The sequence below is a fragment of the Flagellimonas oceani genome, from assembly GCF_011068285.1.
In the GTDB taxonomy this organism is placed as follows: domain Bacteria; phylum Bacteroidota; class Bacteroidia; order Flavobacteriales; family Flavobacteriaceae; genus Flagellimonas; species Flagellimonas oceani.
This window is the reverse complement of sequence record NZ_CP049616.1, coordinates 231158-251157: the sequence shown is the minus strand read 5'-3', so window position 1 is coordinate 251157 and position 20000 is coordinate 231158. Positions and strand designations below refer to the sequence as shown.

Below are 20000 nucleotides of genomic sequence, written 5' to 3'. Positions count from 1 at the left end.
CAAAAAAAGGCATGGGCAAAAAAGATAGTTTGATCACCAAAGGTCGCTATGAGTTAAAATTTAGGGGCGTAGAATGTCTCAACTGTGGACATCCACTGGACATGAGCGACAAGTACTGCCCCAATTGCTCACAGGCCAACAGCACCAAAAAACTTACACTAAAGGATTTTATCAACGAGTTTTTTTCGGGGTTGATCAATTACGATTCCAAACTTTTAAGAACACTTTCCGCATTGCTTTTGAGGCCCGGCCGAATCACAAAAGACTACGTTAATGGCAAACGGGTAACCTACACCAATCCGTTCCGTTTTCTGTTGAGCTTGGCCTTCCTTTACTTTTTAATGTTTGCCTACAATAGCAAATTCGATGATTGGGACCAAGCTGCCAAAAAATTCGACGGCACCATTTATAATGGTTCACCGTTCAAATTCAATACCGAATCGGGAGGCATAGAAGTGGATAGTACCATCTATGAAAAACAGAGCGGATCGACCCAAATGACCCTGGATTCCTTAAAAAAGTTAAACCCGAACATTTCCGTGGGCCTTCAACATCTTGACTCCGTCAAAAACGGGGACCCAAAACTTTCCGCAAAACTGGGCAGTTTGGACTCTCTCGGAGTTTTTATGAATGAAATAAAGAAGAGTGAAAAGAAGAAGGATTCCTTTATGAACGCAAACCCATCAGCATATTTTAAGAGCCTTGGCACCAAATCGGGCACCGAGCCTTTTTTTAGTAAAATCGAGTTTTTTGGGCACGCCATTAAAAAGGACACCCTTTACAATTTTGAGCAGGCCCAAACCCTTTACAATATCGAGGAAACAACGGGCAACAAAATGGCCTTTAATACCGCCAACAGTATTTTAAGGGCCATAAGCGAACCTGGCAGCTGGGTCAACAGCACCATTTCCAAATTGCCTTTTATCATATTTTTCTTTATGCCCGTGTTCACGGTCTTCATTTGGTTGGTGTACATCAGAAAAAATTATACCTACACCGATCATCTTATTTTTAGTTTCCACAATCAGTCGCTCTTGTTTATCTTGCTCATCCTTAGCCTAGCATTGGATACCATATTCAATATTAGCAGTTCGGGGATTTTTCTGTTGATTTTTGCCTTTTACCTTTATAAGGCAATGCGAAAGTTCTACGGACAAGGAAGATTTAAAACTATTGTAAAATACATCTTTTTGAATACGGTATTTATGATCTTGGCCTTTTTTACGATCATAGTCACGTTTGCAGGAAGCGGTTTAACCTATTGATAGTTATGTTTACACAGGTAACCAAAGGAATAAAAGTATCGGTACGCACCTCGTTTGAAGGCACATTTTTTAAGAATTACAAAGTGCACTATGCCTTTGGCTATACCATAACCATCGAGAACTTGAGCAAGGACACGGTACAGCTAACCGCAAGGCATTGGGATGTATTCGATGCCCTTAAGGATATGGAAACCGTTGATGGGGAGGGGGTTATCGGAAGAAAGCCCGTAATAAAGCCCGGCAGTTCCCACACCTATAGCTCCGGTTGCCTCTTGGCATCGCCTGTCGGGGCCATGCGCGGACATTACCACATGGTAAACTTTACCAATGCCGAAGAGTTCGAAGTGGAAATACCGACTTTTAAGTTTGCCGCACCCTTTGCAATAAACTAACCCGCACCATTTTATATTCGCTGGCGGTTTCATTACCTTTGATAGAATTGTAAATCATTAAAAAAAAACATTTCTATGGGAAAAGGATTTTTTCAAGTTCCAACAGCATACAATGAACCTGTACTGAGCTATGCTCCGGGTTCGCCCGAACGAGAAGAAGTACTAAAACAATACAAGGCGTTTTATGACAGTGAAGTGGATGTTCCACTTTATATCGGAAGCGAAGAGATAAGAACGGGCAATACCAAGCCCATGTCCCCACCGCACGAACACAAGCACATTTTGGGACACTACCACTTGGCAGAAAAGAAACATGTGGAACAGGCCATCTCCAATTGTTTGGAAGCCAGGGAAGCCTGGGCAAACCTTACATGGGAACAGCGCGCCGCGGTTTTCCTGAAGGCCGCCGAGCTCATCGCAGGTCCTTACCGCCAAAAAATGAACGCCGCCACCATGCTGGCCCAATCCAAGAACATTTATCAGGCCGAGATAGATTCCGCCTGCGAGATCGTGGACTTTTTGCGTTTCAACGTGGAGTACATGTCCCAGATCTATGGCGAACAGCCGGAATCCTCGGAAGGGGTCTGGAACCGTGTGGAATACCGTCCATTGGAAGGTTTCGTATATGCCATCACTCCGTTCAACTTTACCGCCATTGCAGGTAACCTTCCTGCCAGTGCCGCCATGATGGGGAATGTGGCCGTCTGGAAACCGAGCGACAGCCAGATCTATTCCGCCAAGGTGATCATGGACGTGTTCAAAGAGGCCGGATTGCCCGATGGGGTGATCAACATGATCTATGGCGACCCCGTTATGATCTCCGATACCATTTTGGCAAGTCCAGATTTCTCAGGCATACACTTTACCGGCTCAACCACCGTGTTCAAAAATCTTTGGAAACAGATCGGGAACAACATCCATAACTACAAGACATACCCACGTATCGTAGGTGAAACGGGCGGAAAGGATTTTATCATTGCACACCCAACGGCCAAACCGCAACAGGTGGCCACCGCCATCAGCCGAGGTGCTTTTGAGTTTCAAGGTCAAAAATGCAGTGCCGCATCAAGAGTTTATCTGCCAAAATCCACAGCCGATGAAATTTTGGAACTCGTCAAAAAAGATATCGCTTCCTTTAACAAGCCGGGTTCCCCAGAGGACATGAGCAATTTTATCACGGCAGTGATCCACGAAGGTGCTTTTGACAAATTGGCCAAATACATCGATCAAGCAAAAGCAGACGATGATGCAGAAATAATCGCGGGTGGAAATTATGATAAATCCGTAGGATATTTTATAGAGCCTACCGTAATATTGACCACTAATCCAAAGTACGAGACCATGTACACCGAACTCTTTGGTCCAGTGGTGACCGTTTATGTGTACGAGGACAAGGATTGGAGCGAAACCTTGAAGCTGGTGGACGGAACCTCTGAATATGGTTTGACTGGGGCCGTTCTTTCGGGAGACCGATACTCCATCGACGAGGCCACCAAGGCCTTGCAGAACGCAGCAGGGAACTTCTACATCAACGACAAGCCCACAGGGGCCGTTGTGGGACAACAGCCGTTCGGAGGCGCTAGGGCCTCTGGTACCAACGACAAGGCAGGTTCCATGCAAAACTTGTTGAGATGGGTATCTCCAAGGCTCATCAAGGAAACTTTTGTGACCCCCGAGGATTACAGGTATCCTTTTTTGGGATAAGACCAAAAAACAACTAATTTCAAGGCCGTCATACGAATATGACGGCCTTTTTTGTTAACCTAACCCTTTTTTGACATGCCCAGACCCTATATTTTGGCAGAAACCAATTGGAAACACCTAAAGGATGAATCTTTTGACCTTGCTATTCTACCTTGGGGCGCCACTGAAGCCCACAATTACCACTTACCCTATGCCACCGATGTGATTGAAGGAACTTCTATAGCAGAGGAATCGGCGAGAATTGCATGGGAACAAGGGAGCAAAGTAATTGTATTGCCAAACATACCCTTTGGAGTGAACACGGGACAATCGGACATTTACTTGGACATGAACCTGAATCCCAGCACGCAATTTGCCATCTTGAAGGATTTGATTACTGTATTGGATCGACAGGGCATAAAAAAGTTTATGATATTGAACAGCCATGGAGGCAATAATTGGAAGGCCATCATCAGGGAACTCGGGCTTCTTTTCCCTGAAATGTTCCTTTGTGTTACCAACTGGTTCAAACTTGGCAATGATTCGGGCGTATTTGAAAAACCGGGCGACCATGCCGATGAAATGGAGACCAGCCTTATCCTGCATTTAACGCCCAACCTGGTACTTCCAAAAGAAGATTGGGGAGAAGGCAAAGAACTCAAAAACAAAATCAACGCCTTTTCCGAAGGCTGGGCATGGACCGAACGGCCTTGGTCCAAAGTGACCCAAGATACAGGGGTTGGCGACCCCAGCAAGGCGACCAAAGAAAAAGGTGAAACATTCTTCAATTTGGTGTGTGCCAAAATGGGAAAGCTACTTGTTGATATCTCCATCACCGACATCGATGACCTTTATCAAAAAAAATGAACTACAAAACCAAGTTCCGAGTCTTCTTTTTGATTCCCCCAGAGGTACAACTTTTGGATTTTGCCGGTCCTGCTCAACTGTTTTATGAAGCGAAAGAATATGGAGCCGACATCGATGTCCATTATTTGAGTTTGGACAAAAATTTACAACAATCATCCAGCGCAGGTATATCCATGGGCAATTTAGAATTCTTTGAGCGCTACCGATTAAACAAAGAAGATCTTTTGTTTATTCCGGGTTTGGAATCCCATTTATTGTTGTCCGAACAATTCAAACAGAAGCACTCCCTGTTCTTTGAATGGCTCAAAACCCAAAATAAAACCGGCGTCAAAATCTGTTCGGTCTGCACAGGGGCTTACCTTATGGGAATGGCTGGTGTTTTAGATGAAAAAGAATGCACTACGCATTGGAAGTACATTGAAGATTTTAAGAATAGATTCCCAAGGACCAAAGTCCTAAGCGATCGATTGATCGTAAAAGATGGAAACATCTACTCGAGTGCCGGCGTCTCATCCGGTATAGATTTGGCCCTTTATATAATAGAAGAACTCTTGGGACCCGTTTTTGCCTCTAAAATTGCAAAAGAAGTAGTGATTTATTCGCGACGCACCCCAAAAGATCCACAGTTAAGCATTTACCTGCGTTACAGGAATCATTTGGACAATAGAATCCACATGGTCCAGGATTTGCTGTCACAGCATCTCGAAGAAAAAGTCAAGGTAGAAACCCTCGCCGAAACGGTTCATATGAGCCGCAGGAACCTTACCCGCCTGTTTAAAAACACTACTGGAATTACAATTGGAGATTATTTGGACCAATTGCGTACGGAGCGTGCAACACAGCTACTTTCCAATGGCTCCAAGATAAGCGCCGCAGCACAGGCCTGCGGACTTAAAAGCAGCAACCAATTAAGGGCGTTATTAAAAAAGCACCAGAGGTAAGTTCCAAAAATTAGGTGCGTAGGTGTCTCAAAACTGAGCATAATTGTCCTTTCAGGTCGATAGCGAACTTTCTAATTTTGAAGAAATCATCAGTCTAAAAAAATGAAACAGTTAGCACGTTTAGTAATTTGCTTTATCTCCGTAACGACCATGGCCCAAAGCACCAAAGAATCCAACACCGAATACATATGTCCGCCCTGCAACAGTGAATGTGACAACGTTACCCATGATGCTCCCGGGGTCTGCGAGCATTGCAATATGCCGCTGATACAGAAAGGAACATCCAAAACCATTGCCTTCTACCTTCAAGATGGGGTGGAAGTATTGGACTTTGCAGGACCTATGGAAGTATTCAGTTATGCCGGATATCGGGTTTTTACCGTATCGGCCACCAAAGACCCCATTAAATCGCAAGGCATTTTAACCGTGGTTCCCGACTATAGTATAAAGGATGCTCCAAAAGCGGATATATTGGCCTTTTTTGGAGGGAATTCGCAGGCCGCTTCCCAAAACGAAGAGGTAATTGCATGGGTAAAAAAACAAGAGGATATTGAGTACCATTTCTCGGTCTGTACCGGTGCATTTGTATTGGCCGAAGCGGGCATACTTAATGGAAAAGTAGCCACAACATTCCACAACGCTCTTTCCGATCTGGAAACGAACTACCCCGAAGTGGATGTACGTAAAAATGTTAGATATGTGGACAACGGTGAGGTAATCACCACGGCAGGGATTTCGGCCGGAATCGACGGTGCCCTGCATATCGTTGCCAAATTACAGGGCATAAACGCAGCCAAAAGAACCGCTTATTATATGGAATATGACAACTGGAACATGGGCAACGGGCTCCTCTTATCGGAATCGAATCCATATGCCAATACAAAACAGGAAGGATTTTTTCAGGATTTTGAGGGCGTTTATCAATACAAAAATGATACAACATTCAAATTAAGATACAACAAGCACCAAGGGAATCTAGAAGTTGAAATCGACCATCTGTTTTATCCCATTTACCATGAAAACGACGATGTTTTCTCGGATGTAGACAGTGAATATGTGTATTTCTTAAGGAATGCATCGGGAGCGATAACAGGTTATCGGTTAGAGCAAAATGGCAAAACATTCGATAAATTGGATTAGACCGAACTTTACAAAAACCCTCTTTAACATCCTTTTTTCAAATGACTAACAATAAAATAATCTATCAAAGCATAATTTAAATGTAAATTTAACGTTAACTAATTGTAAACTAAACGTAATATATTTATCTTTGTTTACCTTAAATCAATTAGTTATGACAGTTAGAAGTAATGGATGGGGGAAATTGATGATCAAAAAATATCAGCAATTATGGCTATACGCCAAGGATTATGCCCGAAAATGTAGGTTGGTATATAAAAGGATGTACAGCATTTAAGCTATCCTTTATACTTCTGAGGTAAGTACACCACTTTTTTGGTATCAAAGAAATCCTCCTCAAAATATTCGTTTAAATCGAAGGTCTGAACGGTTTCGTAACCCTTCAGCTCTTCCGTAAGGTCTCCGCCCTTCAGGTAAAGTATGCCATTTTTTCGCTGATGGGCGGATTCTTTTTTAACCTTCCCCTTGGTCCAATGTACAAATGTTGGCATTGCTGCCACGGCCCTACTGACAATAAAATCAAATTGTCCGGGAATTTCCTCGACCCTTGAATGATGGGTCTCAATATTTTCCAAACCCAGTCCCTCTATCACTTCGTTGACCACCTTTATTTTTTTTCCGATGGCATCCACAAGGGTAAATTTCACGTTTGGGAACATGATGGCCAACGGAATACCCGGAAAGCCGCCTCCGGTTCCGACATCCAAAATTTCCGACCCCTCGTTAAAGGATTGAACCCTGGCAATCCCCAACGAATGCAACACATGTCGAAGGTACAGCTCATCAATATCCTTTCTGGAAACCACATTTATCTTTTGGTTCCAGTCCTGGTACAACCCTTCCAATTTGGCAAACTGTTCTTTCTGTTCTTGGTTGAGCGTCGTAAAATATTTAAAGATGAGCTCCGCTTTCATAGGATAGAAGTTAATTTTGACAAAATTAATACTTTTATAGACCTTAACACCGTTCTAACAAAAGGTTGTAACTCTAAAAAAGCTTTTTAGTTACCTTTGTAAAAATATTTTTTTATGGATAAGAATACCGTCCGGTTTTCAAGAAGAGATTCAGCACAGTTTTTCAGAACACTGAACAAGAGAGTAAACGAATACTTCAAAGAAAACGACCTTAAGAAAACCGGGAACTGGAAACTTCACTTGAAAACCATTGTGATGTTTGCCATTTTTTTGACCCCCTACTTTTTAATGTTGACCCTTGACCTCCCTTTTTGGGGCTACTTGCTACTTTCCATAACAATGGGCGTAGGAATGGCCGGAGTTGGAATGAACGTTATGCACGATGGAAACCACGGCGCATATTCCAACAAAAAATGGGTGAACAAGTTGATGGGGAGCAGCATCTACATTTTGGCCGGTAATGTTTACAACTGGCAAGTACAGCACAATGTACTGCACCATACCTATACCAACATCCACGAACATGACGAGGATATGGAAGCCGGACGCGTTTTAAGATTCTCCAAACATGCCGAGTGGAGAAAGCACCATAAATTTCAGCACTACTACTCTATTTTCCTTTATGGATTGTTGACCTTTAACTGGGCCATTACCACGGATTTCCAGCAGATGTACCGTTACATGAAGAGGAAGTTGAGCTACGGAAAACTTCCCAACCCGGTAATCAACTGGAGTACTTTGGTGATCACAAAAGTGATTTATTTGACCATCTGGATTGTACTCCCAATGGTTTTTGTCGATATCGCATGGTGGCAAGTATTGCTTGGATTCTTTATTATGCACTACGTTGCCGGTGTGATTCTAAGTGTAGTATTCCAGTTGGCCCACATTGTGGACCACGCGGAAACCCCTCTTCCGGATGAAGCTGGAAACATGAAAAACACATGGGCCATTCACCAGTTGTTCACCACGGTAAATTTTGGCACCAAAAACAGAATAGTAAACTGGTTTACCGGCGGATTGAACCATCAGGTGGAGCACCATATCTTCCCGAACATCAGTCACATCCATTACACAAATATTTCCAAAATTGTGAAACAGACCGCTCAGGAGTTCAATTTACCGTACCACGAATATAAAACTACAAGAAAAGCCATAATTTCGCACTTCAAACACTTAAAGGAACTGGGCAAAAAGCCAGCACTCCAATATCAGTAAAAAACGAAGCATCAATGAGCAACCATCTATCTGACAGGATCAAGAACATGTCCACGTCAGCAACTTTGGCCATGGCAGCCAAAGCACGGGAATTACGAAATGAAGGAAAGGATATCATCGGTCTGAGCTTGGGGGAACCCGACTTCAATATTCCAGATTTTATCAAGGATGCCGCTAAGCAGGCAATTGACGAAAATTATAGCAGCTACACCCCTGTTGATGGTTACGCTGAGCTAAAGACGGCAATTTCCAATAAATTCAAAAGGGATAACAACCTGGATTACGGTGCAAACCAAATTGTGGTTTCCACAGGGGCAAAGCAATCGCTCTTTAATGTGGCCATGGTGGTCCTAAACCCAGGGGACGAAGTTATATTGCCAGCGCCCTATTGGGTAAGCTATAGCGACATTGTAAAATTGGCCGAGGGTGTTCCCGTAGAGGTGCTTACCCAAATCGACACCGATTTTAAAATGACGCCAGAACAGCTGGAAGCCGCCATTACTCCAAAAACAAGAATGCTTTGGTTCAGTTCTCCCTGTAATCCCAGTGGCTCCGTTTACAGTAAGGAAGAGTTGGAAGGTTTGGCAGAGGTATTGAAAAAACATCCTGACATCTATATTGTTTCCGACGAAATCTATGAGCACATCAACTTTACAGAAGGCGGCCATACAAGTATCGCAGGTATTGATGGTATGTACGAAAGAACAGTAACCGTGAACGGTGTATCCAAGGCATTTGCCATGACCGGATGGCGTATCGGTTACATTGGCGCCCCGGAATGGATTGCCAAGGGATGCACTAAATTGCAAGGTCAGGTAACCAGTGGCGCCAACGCCATTGCCCAACGTGCCGTTATCACGGCATTGGACGCCCCCGTGAGCAAAATCCAATTTATGATCGACAAGTTCCACGAAAGAAGGGACCTTGTTCTAGATCTTTTGGGTGAAATAGAAGGATTTAACCTCAACGTTCCCGAGGGTGCGTTTTATGTATTCCCCGATATATCAGCTTTCTTTGGAAAGACCTTAAAGGGCGTCACCATCAACAATGCATCGGATTTTTCACTGTACCTATTGGAACATGCGAATGTGGCCACAGTGACCGGTGAAGCATTCGGAAACCCGAACTGCATCCGTATTTCTTACGCTGCATCAGAAAAAGAACTAAAAGAAGCCATTTCAAGAATAAAGGCTGTACTTTAATATAAAAACAGGATATGCTGAAGCAAGTTCAGCTATTCATAATAAATTAGAAACCTCTTGAAGTCTACTTTGAGAGGTTTTTTTATTAGGTCTTTTTCCAGAAGTATGGGGTAAGCACAATCAAAACGGTGAACAGTTCCAAACGCCCTAAAAGCATTAAAAAGGCACACCACCATTTTCCTGCCGCTGGAAGACTATTATAATTGCTAACCGGGTTCAAACTGCCCAAAGCGGGCCCAACGTTCCCCAGCGATGAAGCTGAACCACCTACCGCGGAAACAAAATCCAACCCTAGAAAACCAAGCACCAAAGAGCCGATAATAAACAGCAACATGTAGAGGACAAAGAACGCCACCACATTGTATACGATGTGCTCCGTAACGGTTTTTTGATTGTAGCGAACAGGAATCACCGCATTGGGGTGCAGTGTACGTTTAAATTCCAGGATACCGTTCTTGATAATCAATAAATGCCGCATCACCTTGATTCCACCTGCCGTTGAACCTGCGGAACCTCCTAGAAACATCAAACCGAAAAAGAAAACGGTCAAGAAATGGGTCCACGAAGTAAAGTCGGCCGAAACAAAGCCCGTTGTGGTGATCACAGCTATCACTTGGAACAAGGTATGCCTAAAGGCACTTTCCGCCTTGCCCCAAACCATAGGATGGAAATCCGATACAGGGACATCCGCTTTAAAATAAACGCCCAGCGTTGCCAAAATGGTAAAGATGGCCACAAACCCAAAATAGTATTTGAATTCTTCATCTTGAAAAACACGCTTCACTCTGCCGGTCAGTGCAAAATAACTGAGTACAAAGTTGCTTCCCGCCAAAAACATAAAAACAATGATGATGTATTGGATTATTGGAGAATCGTTCCAATAGGCCAAACTGGCATTTTTAGTGGAGAACCCTCCAGTGGACATCGTGGCCAAGGCATGGTTTATGGCATCAAAAAAGGACATCCCCGCAAATTTTAGCAGCAGGGTTTCCAAGACCGTGTACCCAAAATAAATGAGCCAAAGCCTCTTTGCCGTATCCGTAATCCTAGGGTGGAGCTTGTCCCCGCCGGGGCCTGGCGCTTCGGCACTGAACAACTGCATGCCCCCAATACCTAAAAGTGGTAAAATGGCAATGGCCAAAACAATGATTCCCATTCCCCCGATCCAATGGGTAAGGCTTCGCCATAGCAAAATACCTTCGGGAAGCGCTTCTATATCGTCCAATATGGATGCTCCTGTTGTGGTGTAACCGGACATGGTTTCAAAAAAAGCATCTGTAATGGATGGAATGGAACCTGAAAAAAGATAGGGCAACATTCCTGAAATGGACATCACTATCCAGCCGAAGGTCACCACGATATATCCTTCCTTCTTTTTGACCTCCTTTTTATGCCCCCTTGTATAGAACATGGCCATCATCCCAAAAAGCATGGTTACAATGGCGGACAACATGATGTCCATGGTGGCGCCATCTTTATAAATGCCGCTGGCCAATGCCGCCAAGAGCATAAAGGAACCATTGCAAAGCAACAAAAGCCCCATGATATGGATGATGATACGTGTATTGAGCTTCATTAGAGGAACAGCTTTTCTATCCGTGGTATGGCTTTGGGCAGACAACAGACCACCACTTTATCGCCTTCGGCAATCCTAAAATCACCCAACGCAATGATTCCTTCTCCATTGCGGATAACACCGCCTATGCTCGCTTCCCTAGGAAAATTGAGCTCTCGGATAATCTCACCGTTCACCAACGACGACGCCTTCACCTCGAACTCCAAGATCTCGGCATTTAAATTGTTCAGACGGGTGAGTGCGAGCACCTCCCCTTTTCGGATATATCGGAATATGCTGTTAGCCGCAAGCAGTTTTTTATTGATGAGCGTATCCACACCAATGGAATGTGACAACTGGAAATAATCCATGTTCTCCACCAAGGCAATCGTCTTTTTGATTTTCTTGTTCTTGGCCACCAAACACGACATAATGTTGGTCTCGGAATTGCCCGTTACCGCGATAAACGCATCCATGGACTCCAGACTCTCCTCTTCCAACAGCTCTACATTTCGCCCATCCCCATTGATGACAAGTGCATGTGGCAATTCGTCGGCGATATCAAAGGCCTTTTCCTTATTTTTCTCGATAAGCTTTACGTTGAATTTTTTGTTGCAAAGGTCACGGGCCGTTTTGTACCCGACCTTGCTTCCTCCGAGAATCATCACATTTTTAATCTCCTGCTTTTGCATTCCCGAGAGCTTGTAGAGTTCTTCAACTCCTTTATCCGATGTAATAAAATACACTTGGTCACCTTCTTTAAAAACAGTATCACCCCTAGGAATCAAGGTAAACTGGGTGCCTTTTCGTTGCAATGCAATGGGCATAAAGTTGAGTTCGGGAAAAATCCGTGCTGCTTCCTTCACCATCTTGCCCACAAAAGGTGCGGTTTTGGGAAGTATGACACCGAACATGGTCAACAATCCTTCTTCAAACTGATAGGTGTCGTTAAAGGCGGACTGGTTCAGCATTAACTGTATTTCGGTGGCGGCAAGCCGCTCGGGGGAAATCAGTTCATCGATTCCCAACTGTTCAAACTTGATCAGTTCCCTGTTGTCCATGAACTCCGTGTTCGAAATCCGGGCCATGGTACGCTTGCACCCCAATTGTTTTGCCAGCACACAAAGGGTTAGATTGGTGGTCTCCGAAGCGGTAACCCCTATCACCAGGTCGGAGCCGTCGACATCGGCATCCTGTAGCACTTGTATCGATGTGGCATCCCCTCGCAGCACGCGTATATCCAAATGGGTATCCGCATAGGACAGTCGTTCCTTATCGGTATCGATCAACGTGATTTCCTGTGCTTCGTAGGACAATAGTTTTGCCAAATGAAACCCGACTTCACCAGCACCTGCAATAATTATTCTCATTGAATAGAATAGGATGTGTTCTTAAAAAATTTCGGTTTGCACGCTGCAACCGATACTAAGAATGGTATGCTATACGTAAACTCCATACTTTTAACCAAATACGGAAAATAAATCCCTTTGGAGGGCAAAATTACACAAATATTTTTGTCCGCATCCCCTAACCTAAGTTGTATATTTGCCAGCAAATAAAAGCTATGTCGGAAAAGGTAAAACCTTACAAAGAATCTGAGCTCGGCAAAAAGGAGCAAGTAAAGCAAATGTTCGATAACATTTCGGGAAACTACGATGGGCTCAACCGTGTTATTTCCTTTGGAACAGATATTAAATGGCGCAAGAAAATAGTGGCTTTTTTAAAGGAGAAATCCCCCGATTCCATTCTCGATATAGCTACCGGCACCGGAGATCTCGCCATCGCCATGGCAAACACAGGGGCAAAAAACATTGTTGGCCTCGACCTTTCTCCCGGAATGTTGGAAGTCGGAAAGAAGAAAGTGGCCCACAAGAATTTACAGAACACTATCGAAATGGTCGTTGGCGATAGCGAAAATCTTCCTTTTGAGGATAATTCTTTCGATGCTATCACGGTTGCCTTTGGTGTACGTAATTTTGAAAATCTGGAAAAAGGACTGGAAGAAATCTACAGGGTCCTGAAGCCCGAAGGTCATTTTGTTGTTTTAGAAACCTCGGTCCCCACAAAGACACCGTTTAAACAAGGTTATCAAATCTACACCAAATATGTACTGCCCTCGATTGGCAATTTATTTTCAAAAGATAGGTCCGCTTACAAATATTTGAGCGAATCGGCCTCAGTTTTTCCTCATGGAGAGGCTTTCAACAATATTTTGAAGAAAATTGGGTTTATAGGAATAGAGAACAAACCACAGACAATGGGTGTAGCATCCATTTATGTTGCTTCAAAATAGATTGATGAAAAATCTCCTGATCCTATTTGGACTTATCATAGTATCGAACCAATCGGCCGTTGCCCAATTTGGAAGTGACCCCATCCTCAACCTTCAGAACGAGGACAAGAAATTTTTGAACTGGGGATATTACCTTGGGTTCAACCAATATGATTTTCAATTTGAGTACAAGGATGATATTGGTCAGGATATATTGGTCGATAAAAGCCTTGGGTTCAACGTTGGCCTGATAGGAGAGCTTAGAATAAACGAATTTTTGGACGCCCGTTTTGAGCCAGGTCTGCTCTATACGGCAAGGACTTTGGGCTTCCCTGGGTTCACCACCGAGAACGACGCGCTTCGCGAGGTCCGCTCCACCTACATTCGATTCCCCTTACTGCTCAAGGCAAGCACCCGAAGAATCGGAAACTGGAGACCATTTATAGTTGGCGGTGTGTATACCTCCATCAATTTAGGGAGCAACGAAGATAGTCTGGACGACAATAGTAGTGGGCAATTTAGGATGAAACAAAATGTGTACGGGTACGAAGTTGGTTTTGGGATTGATTTCTACACCGAATATTTTAAGTTCACTCCGTCCATCAGAGGCGTTTTTGCCCTTACGGACGAGTTGGTGCCCGACGCCGACCCCAACAGCCCTTGGACGGGAAATATCGCTGCCATGCGAACGCGCGGAATCTTCATCAATTTTACTTTTGAATAACTACCTTCTACGAATTTCGTTCAGAAGGATTGCGGTGGCCGTGGCCACATTCAAGCTTTCCGCCGTAGTGGCACCAAATTGGGGAATGGTAATTTTATGCGTGATGAATTTCCCCACCTCGGAAGAAACGCCATTGGCCTCGTTGCCCATTACCAAAATCCCTTTTTCAGGTAGGTTGGAACCATAGACCGGTTCGCCGTCCATGTAAGCACCGTACACCGGTACATCTGTTTCACTCAAGAAAGACTCCAAATCAGTATATACAATACCCACCCTTGCAATGGAGCCCATAGTGGCCTGTAACACTTTAGGGTTATAACAGTCCACGGTATCTTTAGAGCACACCAATCGTTCTATCCCGAACCAATCACAAAGCCGGATGATGGTTCCCAGATTGCCCGGGTCCCTAACGGCATCCAATACCAAGGTCCAATCCGCAGTATGCCCCTCTTCGGGAGCCATCATATTAAAAACAGCGAGTACGCCACTAGGATGTGTCAAGCTGCTCATTTGCTTAAGCGTTTTGGCGGCAACCAGCTCGGCCTGGTCGAATTCTTCGAGCAAATTGGTATCTGACACAAAAATTTGATAGGGCCTCAATCCTGCTCCAAGCAATTCATTGACCAACTTTTCACCCTCTACAACAAATAGCCGATGTTGAGATCGGTACTTTTTTTGCTTTAGGCTAACAACTAGTTTGATTTGGTTTTTTGTAACCATCTAAATCGTGTATTTTTGGCTTCTATGAGTGGTTATTTTGGTGTAAGGGGCAACTGGGCAAAAATAGGATTATTGTTGCTTTTGCTCGGTATTTTTGGCTGCAATACCTTAAAAAAGGTCGGGGAGGATGAATTATTGCTCACCAAGAACACCATTTTGGTAGATGGGGAGAAAGTCGCAAGCAGTGAAATCAAAGGCCTGATCAGCCAAAAACCCAATAGCAGCGTACTTGGCTATCCCTTAAAATTGAATCTTTACAATCTGGCCAAGGAAAATCCCGATTCCTCTTTTCAAGACTGGTTAAACCGAAAGGAGAAAAGGGAAAAACGACTGAACAATCTGCTATCCGAAAAACAGGTGAACAGATTACGGGAATCTTTTTTGGTGAAAGGTTACAGCGAATTCCTAAAAAGAATCGGAGAGCCTCCTGCCATAATTGATACGGCAAAAACCAATAAATCCATAGACAGGCTCCGTTCCTACTACAATACCAAGGGATACTTTAACAATACCGGGGAGTATGAGATTGTCCAGGGCAAAAAAGCAAAAAAGGCGGAAATAGAGTACCGCGTAACCTTGAACAAGCCCTACATTGTAGATACGATACAAAAAAACATCACCTCTCCGGAACTGGATTCCATTTATAATCAATCGGTAAGATGGAGTTTCGTAAGGCAAGGGCAACAATTCGATTTGAGCAATTTTACCTTGGAACGGGAGCGCCTCACCGCCCTTTTTAGGAATTCGGGCGTATATAACTTTCAGGAAAGCTCGATCAACTACAGTATTCTCAGGGATACCACACTTGCTTCGGACGATCAGTTGATGGATGTTGAACTGAACATCAAAAAATTTCGAAGCACAAATGACAGTACCGATACCAACATGCCCTATAAAGTGGCACGGCACAAGGAAATCAACATTTATGCGGATTACGATATCAATGGAAACACAGATTCCCTAAAAAGTCTGCAGCACGAGAACTACAATATCTACTACAGCGGAAAGCTCAGGTACAGGCCAAAGGCGCTCACCGATGCCATTTTCTTTGAAAAGGACAGTGTTTACCGCGATTTGGACCGAATACGCAGCTACAGGCAGATTACCAACCTTAATACGTTCAAGTATCCCAACATAGAGTTTTTGCCTGATTCCACCCAAACACAACTGGAAACAAACATTTATTTGGCGGCCAAGCCGAAATATTCCCTTAATCTGAATTTTGACATTACCCACTCAAACATTCAACAAGTGGGAACGGCCTTTAGCGCTTCGGTGATCACAAGGAACGTTTTTGGAGGCGCAGAGACCTTGAACGTCTCGGCAAGGGGGTCCGTTGGTTTGTTGAGCGACGCTTCGTTGTCCAACGAAACGTTTACTTCAGAGTTGGGCGGGGATGTAAATATTATTTTCCCGCGGATTTGGCTCCCGTTCAATACAGAAAATATAATCCCATATTACATGTTGCCGCAGACCAGGCTTTCCGCAGGTACCAACTTTCAGAAAAACATAGGTTTGGACAAACAATCCTTAAACTCCATGCTATCCTTTAACTGGTCACCTTCGGAACGGTTAAAAAATAACATTGAGCTGCTCAACGTGGAATTTGTAAGAAACGTAAATCCGGATAACTTTTACAACGTTTATAGAAATACGTTTTCCAACCTGAACAGGGTTGCCGACAATTTTCAGGACGACCCCCAATATGCGCAATACTTTAGACCATTGGAAAATGAGGATGACGAGCCGGTATTGGACATTCCGACCGGGGCAAATGATTTTGTTCGCAATATATTGAACGATTCCATTCCTGTAAGCCCAGACGACAAGGAGTTGGTGAACAGCATCGAGGAAAGGCGCAGAAGGTTAACGGAGAACAACCTTATCTTCGCAACCAATTTCACCCACACCAAAAACAGTAAATCGGGCATAAACGACCTCGATTTTTATCAGTACCGTATAAAAGTAGAAAGTGCAGGGGCCATGCTTTCGCTTCTTACCAACATAATACCCTTCAATAAAAACCCCAACGGTCAACATCTGGTGTTCAGCGTTCCCTATTCCCAATATGTAAAAACCGAGTTCGATTATATTAGGCACTGGGAAATTGGAGGTTCGCAAGTAATCGCCTTTAGGAGTTTCTCCGGTCTGGCCGTCCCATATGGCAATTCGGACAACATACCCTTTGTTCGCAGTTATTTTGCAGGGGGCTCCAACGATAACCGTGCATGGAACGCATACGAGCTTGGACCGGGAAGCACGGACAACATCAACGACTTTAACGAAGCCAACCTAAAACTCGCCATGAACCTAGAATACAGGTTTCCGATCGCAGGTGATGTAAAAGGAGCATTATTTGCGGACGCCGGCAATATTTGGAATGTTTTTGACAGTGAAACCAATCCCGATGCAGTCTTTACAGGGCTCTCCTCCTTGGGCGACATTGCGCTGGGCACCGGGGTAGGCCTACGATACGATTTTACCTATTTTGTTTTTAGGTTGGATGTGGGGTTCAAGGCCTATAATCCTGCCAAAGTTGGTTCCGACAGATGGTTCGACGGCTACAACTTCAAACAGGCCGTCTTCAACATCGGGATCAATTATCCTTTCTAGAGCAAATAATTTATTACTTTTGTTCCCTATTTAATTCGAAACCAATATAACTATGTCCCACAATATCAAGCCCGGTGTCGCTACCGGTGATGAAGTACAGGCAATTTTCAACCACGCAAAAGAAAACGGATACGCACTCCCTGCGGTAAATGTGATCGGTTCCGATAGCATCAACGCCGTTATGGAAACCGCTGCCACATTGAACTCTCCCGTTATCATCCAATTCTCTAACGGAGGTGCCCAGTTCAACGCAGGTAAAGGATTATCCAACGAAGACCAAAAAGCCGCAATTCTGGGAGGAGTAGCCGGAGCAAAACACGTACATCAATTGGCCGAAGCTTACGGTGCCACCGTAATCCTTCACACCGACCACTGCGCCAAAAAATTATTGCCTTGGATCGATGGGCTTTTGGACGCCAGCGAAAAACATTATAAAGAAACTGGCAAATCATTGTTCAGTTCGCACATGATCGACCTTTCCGAAGAGCCGATCGAAGAAAACATTGAAACCTGCAAGAAATATCTTGAGCGCATGAGCAAAATGGATATGACCTTGGAAATAGAGTTGGGAATTACCGGAGGTGAAGAAGACGGTGTGGACAATACCGATGTGGACGATTCCAAATTGTACACCCAACCAGAAGAAGTGGCCTACGCTTACGAAGAACTTTCCAAAGTAAGCCCAAGATTCACCATTGCCGCCGCATTCGGTAACGTACACGGTGTTTACAAGCCAGGAAACGTAAAACTGACTCCAAAAATCCTAAAGAACTCCCAAGAGTTCATCACCGAAAAATACGGAGTGGAGCACAACCATATCGATTTTGTATTTCACGGAGGTTCCGGTTCCACTGTGGAAGAGATCAGGGAAGCCATCGGTTACGGCGTAATCAAAATGAACATCGATACCGATTTGCAATACGCATTCTTGGAAGGTGTTCGCGATTATATCCAAGGAAAGAGGGATTACCTTCAAGCGCAGATCGGTAATCCTGATGGTGATGACCAACCCAACAAAAAACACTACGATCCACGTGTATGGCTTCGAGAAGGGGAAAAAACCTTTATTGCCCGTCTTAAAAAGGCATTCGAGGACCTGAACAACGTAAACACTTTGTAAGCCTTTGTCTAACTAAATATTGATTGCATGTCGTCTTGGTTTAAAAGAAAGGAAAAAGGAATACAGACCGCCACGGAGGAAAAAAAGGACACCCCCAAGGGACTTTGGTACAAATCCCCTACCGGTAAGATTGTCGAGGCCGAAGATCTGGCCAAAAACTTTTATGTAAGTCCAGAAGATGATTATCACGTACGAATAGGAAGCAAAGAATATTTTGAGATTCTTTTTGATGACAACAAGTTCCGTGAGCTTGACACAAAAATGACCGCCAAGGACCCTTTGAAGTTCGAGGATACCAAAAAATATTCCGATCGTTTAAAAGCAGCCCAGCAAAAAACAGGATTAAAAGACGCTGTTCGAACAGCCGTGGGAAAATCCGAGGGCAAGGATATTGTTGTGGCCTGTATGGATTTTGCTTTTATCGGAGGATCGATGGGAAGTGTGGTAGGTGAAAAAATTTCACGCGCGATAGATGTTGCCAAAAGAAAGAAGATTCCATTTGTGATGATCTCCAAATCCGGGGGAGCCCGTATGATGGAAGCCGCACTATCTTTGATGCAGTTGGCGAAAACATCAGCCAAGCTGGCCCAATTGGCCGATGCAAAAATACCTTACATTTCATTGTGTACCGACCCAACTACCGGAGGAACAACAGCCTCTTATGCCATGTTGGGAGACATCAACATTGCGGAACCAGGAGCACTTATCGGTTTTGCAGGACCAAGGGTTGTAAAGGATACTACAGGAAAAGACCTTCCGGATGGTTTCCAAACTTCCGAGTTCTTGAAAGAACATGGGTTTTTGGATTTCATTACCCACCGCAGGGATTTGAAAAAGAAAATCAATCTGTATATCGATTTGATTACCAATCAACCTGTAAGAAATTAAAAAAAGCCCCGGATTCGGGGCTTTTTTGCTTTACCGTAGAAAATTAATCAGGATAACCGCATCCAAAGTTTATTTTCAATAAGTCTTTTGATTTCAAATAAAAGCATATCTTTGCACGCTGATTGAGGGTCAATCAATACATAAAAATCATTTAAATAATATTGGAATGTATTTAACAAAAGAAGTAAAGGCCGAGATTTTCAAGAAACACGGCGGCTCTGAGAGCAACACCGGTTCTACGGAAGGACAAATCGCTTTGTTCACGCACCGTATCAACCATTTGACAGAACACCTTAAGAGAAACCACAAAGATTACAACACCGAGCGTTCTTTGGTAGCGTTGGTAGGTAAAAGACGTAGTCTTTTGGATTATCTAAAGAAAAAAGATATTGCAAAATACCGTACCTTGATCAAGGAATTAGGTATTAGAAAATAAAAACACAAGGGGAGGCTACGGCTTCCCCTTTGTTTTAGTTGAATTTGTTT

General features: G+C 43.9%; 19 protein-coding genes. 15 read left to right on the top strand and 4 right to left on the bottom strand.

The features are described from left to right. Positions 1 to 11: 11 nt before the first annotated feature. The 7 genes from GVT53_RS01130 to GVT53_RS21120 all read left to right on the top strand — a co-directional run bounded on the left by GVT53_RS01130 (position 12) and on the right by GVT53_RS21120 (position 6565). Positions 12 to 1265, top strand: a complete 1254-nt coding sequence (locus GVT53_RS01130; RefSeq protein ID WP_166247031.1) for a DUF3667 domain-containing protein — start codon at positions 12 to 14, stop codon at positions 1263 to 1265. 5 nt (positions 1266 to 1270) lie between these two features. After that, positions 1271 to 1657 carry a Co2+/Mg2+ efflux protein ApaG gene (apaG, locus tag GVT53_RS01125; RefSeq protein ID WP_166247030.1) on the top strand — a complete coding sequence of 129 codons (387 nt, stop codon included), beginning with the start codon at positions 1271 to 1273 and terminating at the stop codon, positions 1655 to 1657. 75 nt (positions 1658 to 1732) lie between these two features. After that, positions 1733 to 3361, top strand: a complete 1629-nt coding sequence (pruA, locus tag GVT53_RS01120; protein ID WP_166247029.1) for an L-glutamate gamma-semialdehyde dehydrogenase — start codon at positions 1733 to 1735, stop codon at positions 3359 to 3361. 75 nt (positions 3362 to 3436) lie between these two features. Beyond that, positions 3437 to 4207, top strand: coding sequence for a creatininase family protein (locus tag GVT53_RS01115; RefSeq protein WP_166247028.1), 771 nt, complete (start codon positions 3437 to 3439; stop codon positions 4205 to 4207). After that, positions 4204 to 5148, top strand: coding sequence for a GlxA family transcriptional regulator (locus tag GVT53_RS01110; RefSeq protein WP_166247027.1), 945 nt, complete (start codon positions 4204 to 4206; stop codon positions 5146 to 5148). The genes GVT53_RS01115 and GVT53_RS01110 overlap by 4 nt, the downstream gene beginning before the upstream one ends. Before the next feature lie 102 nt (positions 5149 to 5250). Further along, positions 5251 to 6288: a DJ-1/PfpI family protein gene (locus GVT53_RS01105; RefSeq protein WP_205791832.1), complete on the top strand. Its 1038-nt coding sequence runs from the start codon at positions 5251 to 5253 to the stop codon at positions 6286 to 6288. Positions 6289 to 6442: 154 nt separating this feature from the next. Then, a complete protein-coding gene (locus GVT53_RS21120) occupies positions 6443 to 6565 on the top strand; it encodes a hypothetical protein (RefSeq protein WP_258537771.1) in 123 nt (40 codons plus the stop codon). A 1-nt stretch (position 6566) separates the two neighbouring features. Here the strand turns inward: GVT53_RS21120 and rsmG are convergent, their stop codons facing one another. After that, a complete protein-coding gene (rsmG, locus tag GVT53_RS01100; RefSeq protein ID WP_166247026.1) occupies positions 6567 to 7202 on the bottom strand; it encodes a 16S rRNA (guanine(527)-N(7))-methyltransferase RsmG in 636 nt (211 codons plus the stop codon). Between the two features lie 114 nt (positions 7203 to 7316). On the opposite strand from rsmG, the gene GVT53_RS01095 reads away from it, so the two are divergent. Together GVT53_RS01095 and GVT53_RS01090 are read left to right on the top strand one after the other, a co-directional pair. Continuing rightward, a complete protein-coding gene (locus GVT53_RS01095) occupies positions 7317 to 8420 on the top strand; it encodes a fatty acid desaturase family protein (RefSeq protein ID WP_166247025.1) in 1104 nt (367 codons plus the stop codon). Positions 8421 to 8434: 14 nt separating this feature from the next. Then, positions 8435 to 9622: a pyridoxal phosphate-dependent aminotransferase gene (locus tag GVT53_RS01090; RefSeq protein ID WP_166247024.1), complete on the top strand. Its 1188-nt coding sequence runs from the start codon at positions 8435 to 8437 to the stop codon at positions 9620 to 9622. Between the two features lie 85 nt (positions 9623 to 9707). On the opposite strand, the gene GVT53_RS01085 is transcribed toward GVT53_RS01090, so the two are convergent. Both GVT53_RS01085 and trkA read right to left on the bottom strand, forming a co-directional pair. Then, entirely contained in the window at positions 9708 to 11198 is a 1491-nt protein-coding gene (locus GVT53_RS01085; protein ID WP_166247023.1) for a TrkH family potassium uptake protein, read from the bottom strand. Continuing rightward, the gene (gene trkA / locus GVT53_RS01080) at positions 11198 to 12547 is read right to left on the bottom strand and encodes a Trk system potassium transporter TrkA (protein ID WP_166247022.1); all 1350 of its coding nucleotides are present in this window, start codon (positions 12545 to 12547) and stop codon (positions 11198 to 11200) included. Before trkA ends, GVT53_RS01085 begins: the two co-directional genes overlap by 1 nt. A gap of 194 nt (positions 12548 to 12741) precedes the next feature. Between trkA and ubiE the strand changes: the two genes are divergently transcribed. Together ubiE and porT are read left to right on the top strand one after the other, a co-directional pair. Then, positions 12742 to 13470: a bifunctional demethylmenaquinone methyltransferase/2-methoxy-6-polyprenyl-1,4-benzoquinol methylase UbiE gene (gene ubiE, locus GVT53_RS01075; RefSeq protein ID WP_166247021.1), complete on the top strand. Its 729-nt coding sequence runs from the start codon at positions 12742 to 12744 to the stop codon at positions 13468 to 13470. Between the two features lie 4 nt (positions 13471 to 13474). Beyond that, positions 13475 to 14173 (top strand): type IX secretion/gliding motility protein PorT/SprT, encoded by a 699-nt coding sequence (porT, locus tag GVT53_RS01070; protein WP_166247020.1) that lies wholly within the window; start codon positions 13475 to 13477, stop codon positions 14171 to 14173. Here the strand turns inward: porT and GVT53_RS01065 are convergent, their stop codons facing one another. After that, positions 14174 to 14893 (bottom strand): TrmH family RNA methyltransferase, encoded by a 720-nt coding sequence (locus GVT53_RS01065; RefSeq protein ID WP_166247019.1) that lies wholly within the window; start codon positions 14891 to 14893, stop codon positions 14174 to 14176. A gap of 24 nt (positions 14894 to 14917) precedes the next feature. On the opposite strand from GVT53_RS01065, the gene tamL reads away from it, so the two are divergent. The 4 genes from tamL to rpsO all read left to right on the top strand — a co-directional run bounded on the left by tamL (position 14918) and on the right by rpsO (position 19950). Next, positions 14918 to 17506: a translocation and assembly module lipoprotein TamL gene (gene tamL / locus GVT53_RS01060; protein ID WP_166247018.1), complete on the top strand. Its 2589-nt coding sequence runs from the start codon at positions 14918 to 14920 to the stop codon at positions 17504 to 17506. 52 nt (positions 17507 to 17558) lie between these two features. After that, positions 17559 to 18626, top strand: a complete 1068-nt coding sequence (gene fbaA / locus GVT53_RS01055; RefSeq protein WP_166247017.1) for a class II fructose-bisphosphate aldolase — start codon at positions 17559 to 17561, stop codon at positions 18624 to 18626. 27 nt (positions 18627 to 18653) lie between these two features. Further along, complete coding sequence (accD, locus tag GVT53_RS01050; protein ID WP_166247016.1) at positions 18654 to 19514, top strand: acetyl-CoA carboxylase, carboxyltransferase subunit beta; 861 nt, start codon at positions 18654 to 18656, stop codon at positions 19512 to 19514. 166 nt (positions 19515 to 19680) lie between these two features. After that, positions 19681 to 19950: a 30S ribosomal protein S15 gene (rpsO, locus tag GVT53_RS01045; RefSeq protein WP_163625172.1), complete on the top strand. Its 270-nt coding sequence runs from the start codon at positions 19681 to 19683 to the stop codon at positions 19948 to 19950. The last annotated feature ends 50 nt before the right edge of the window (positions 19951 to 20000 follow it).

Bases quoted from the DNA above. Each gene is read 5' to 3' on its own strand.
- GVT53_RS01130 (WP_166247031.1), top strand. From the start codon at position 12: ATGGGCAAAAAAGATAGTTTGATCACCAAAGGTCGCTATGAGTTAAAA.
- apaG (WP_166247030.1), top strand. From the start codon at position 1,271: ATGTTTACACAGGTAACCAAAGGAATAAAAGTATCGGTACGCACCTCG.
- pruA (WP_166247029.1), top strand. From the start codon at position 1,733: ATGGGAAAAGGATTTTTTCAAGTTCCAACAGCATACAATGAACCTGTA.
- GVT53_RS01115 (WP_166247028.1), top strand. From the start codon at position 3,437: ATGCCCAGACCCTATATTTTGGCAGAAACCAATTGGAAACACCTAAAG.
- GVT53_RS01110 (WP_166247027.1), top strand. From the start codon at position 4,204: ATGAACTACAAAACCAAGTTCCGAGTCTTCTTTTTGATTCCCCCAGAG.
- GVT53_RS01105 (WP_205791832.1), top strand. From the start codon at position 5,251: ATGAAACAGTTAGCACGTTTAGTAATTTGCTTTATCTCCGTAACGACC.
- GVT53_RS21120 (WP_258537771.1), top strand. From the start codon at position 6,443: ATGACAGTTAGAAGTAATGGATGGGGGAAATTGATGATCAAAAAATAT.
- rsmG (WP_166247026.1), bottom strand. From the start codon at position 7,202: ATGAAAGCGGAGCTCATCTTTAAATATTTTACGACGCTCAACCAAGAA.
- GVT53_RS01095 (WP_166247025.1), top strand. From the start codon at position 7,317: ATGGATAAGAATACCGTCCGGTTTTCAAGAAGAGATTCAGCACAGTTT.
- GVT53_RS01090 (WP_166247024.1), top strand. From the start codon at position 8,435: ATGAGCAACCATCTATCTGACAGGATCAAGAACATGTCCACGTCAGCA.
- GVT53_RS01085 (WP_166247023.1), bottom strand. From the start codon at position 11,198: ATGAAGCTCAATACACGTATCATCATCCATATCATGGGGCTTTTGTTG.
- trkA (WP_166247022.1), bottom strand. From the start codon at position 12,547: ATGAGAATAATTATTGCAGGTGCTGGTGAAGTCGGGTTTCATTTGGCA.
- ubiE (WP_166247021.1), top strand. From the start codon at position 12,742: ATGTCGGAAAAGGTAAAACCTTACAAAGAATCTGAGCTCGGCAAAAAG.
- porT (WP_166247020.1), top strand. From the start codon at position 13,475: ATGAAAAATCTCCTGATCCTATTTGGACTTATCATAGTATCGAACCAA.
- GVT53_RS01065 (WP_166247019.1), bottom strand. From the start codon at position 14,893: ATGGTTACAAAAAACCAAATCAAACTAGTTGTTAGCCTAAAGCAAAAA.
- tamL (WP_166247018.1), top strand. From the start codon at position 14,918: ATGAGTGGTTATTTTGGTGTAAGGGGCAACTGGGCAAAAATAGGATTA.
- fbaA (WP_166247017.1), top strand. From the start codon at position 17,559: ATGTCCCACAATATCAAGCCCGGTGTCGCTACCGGTGATGAAGTACAG.
- accD (WP_166247016.1), top strand. From the start codon at position 18,654: ATGTCGTCTTGGTTTAAAAGAAAGGAAAAAGGAATACAGACCGCCACG.
- rpsO (WP_163625172.1), top strand. From the start codon at position 19,681: ATGTATTTAACAAAAGAAGTAAAGGCCGAGATTTTCAAGAAACACGGC.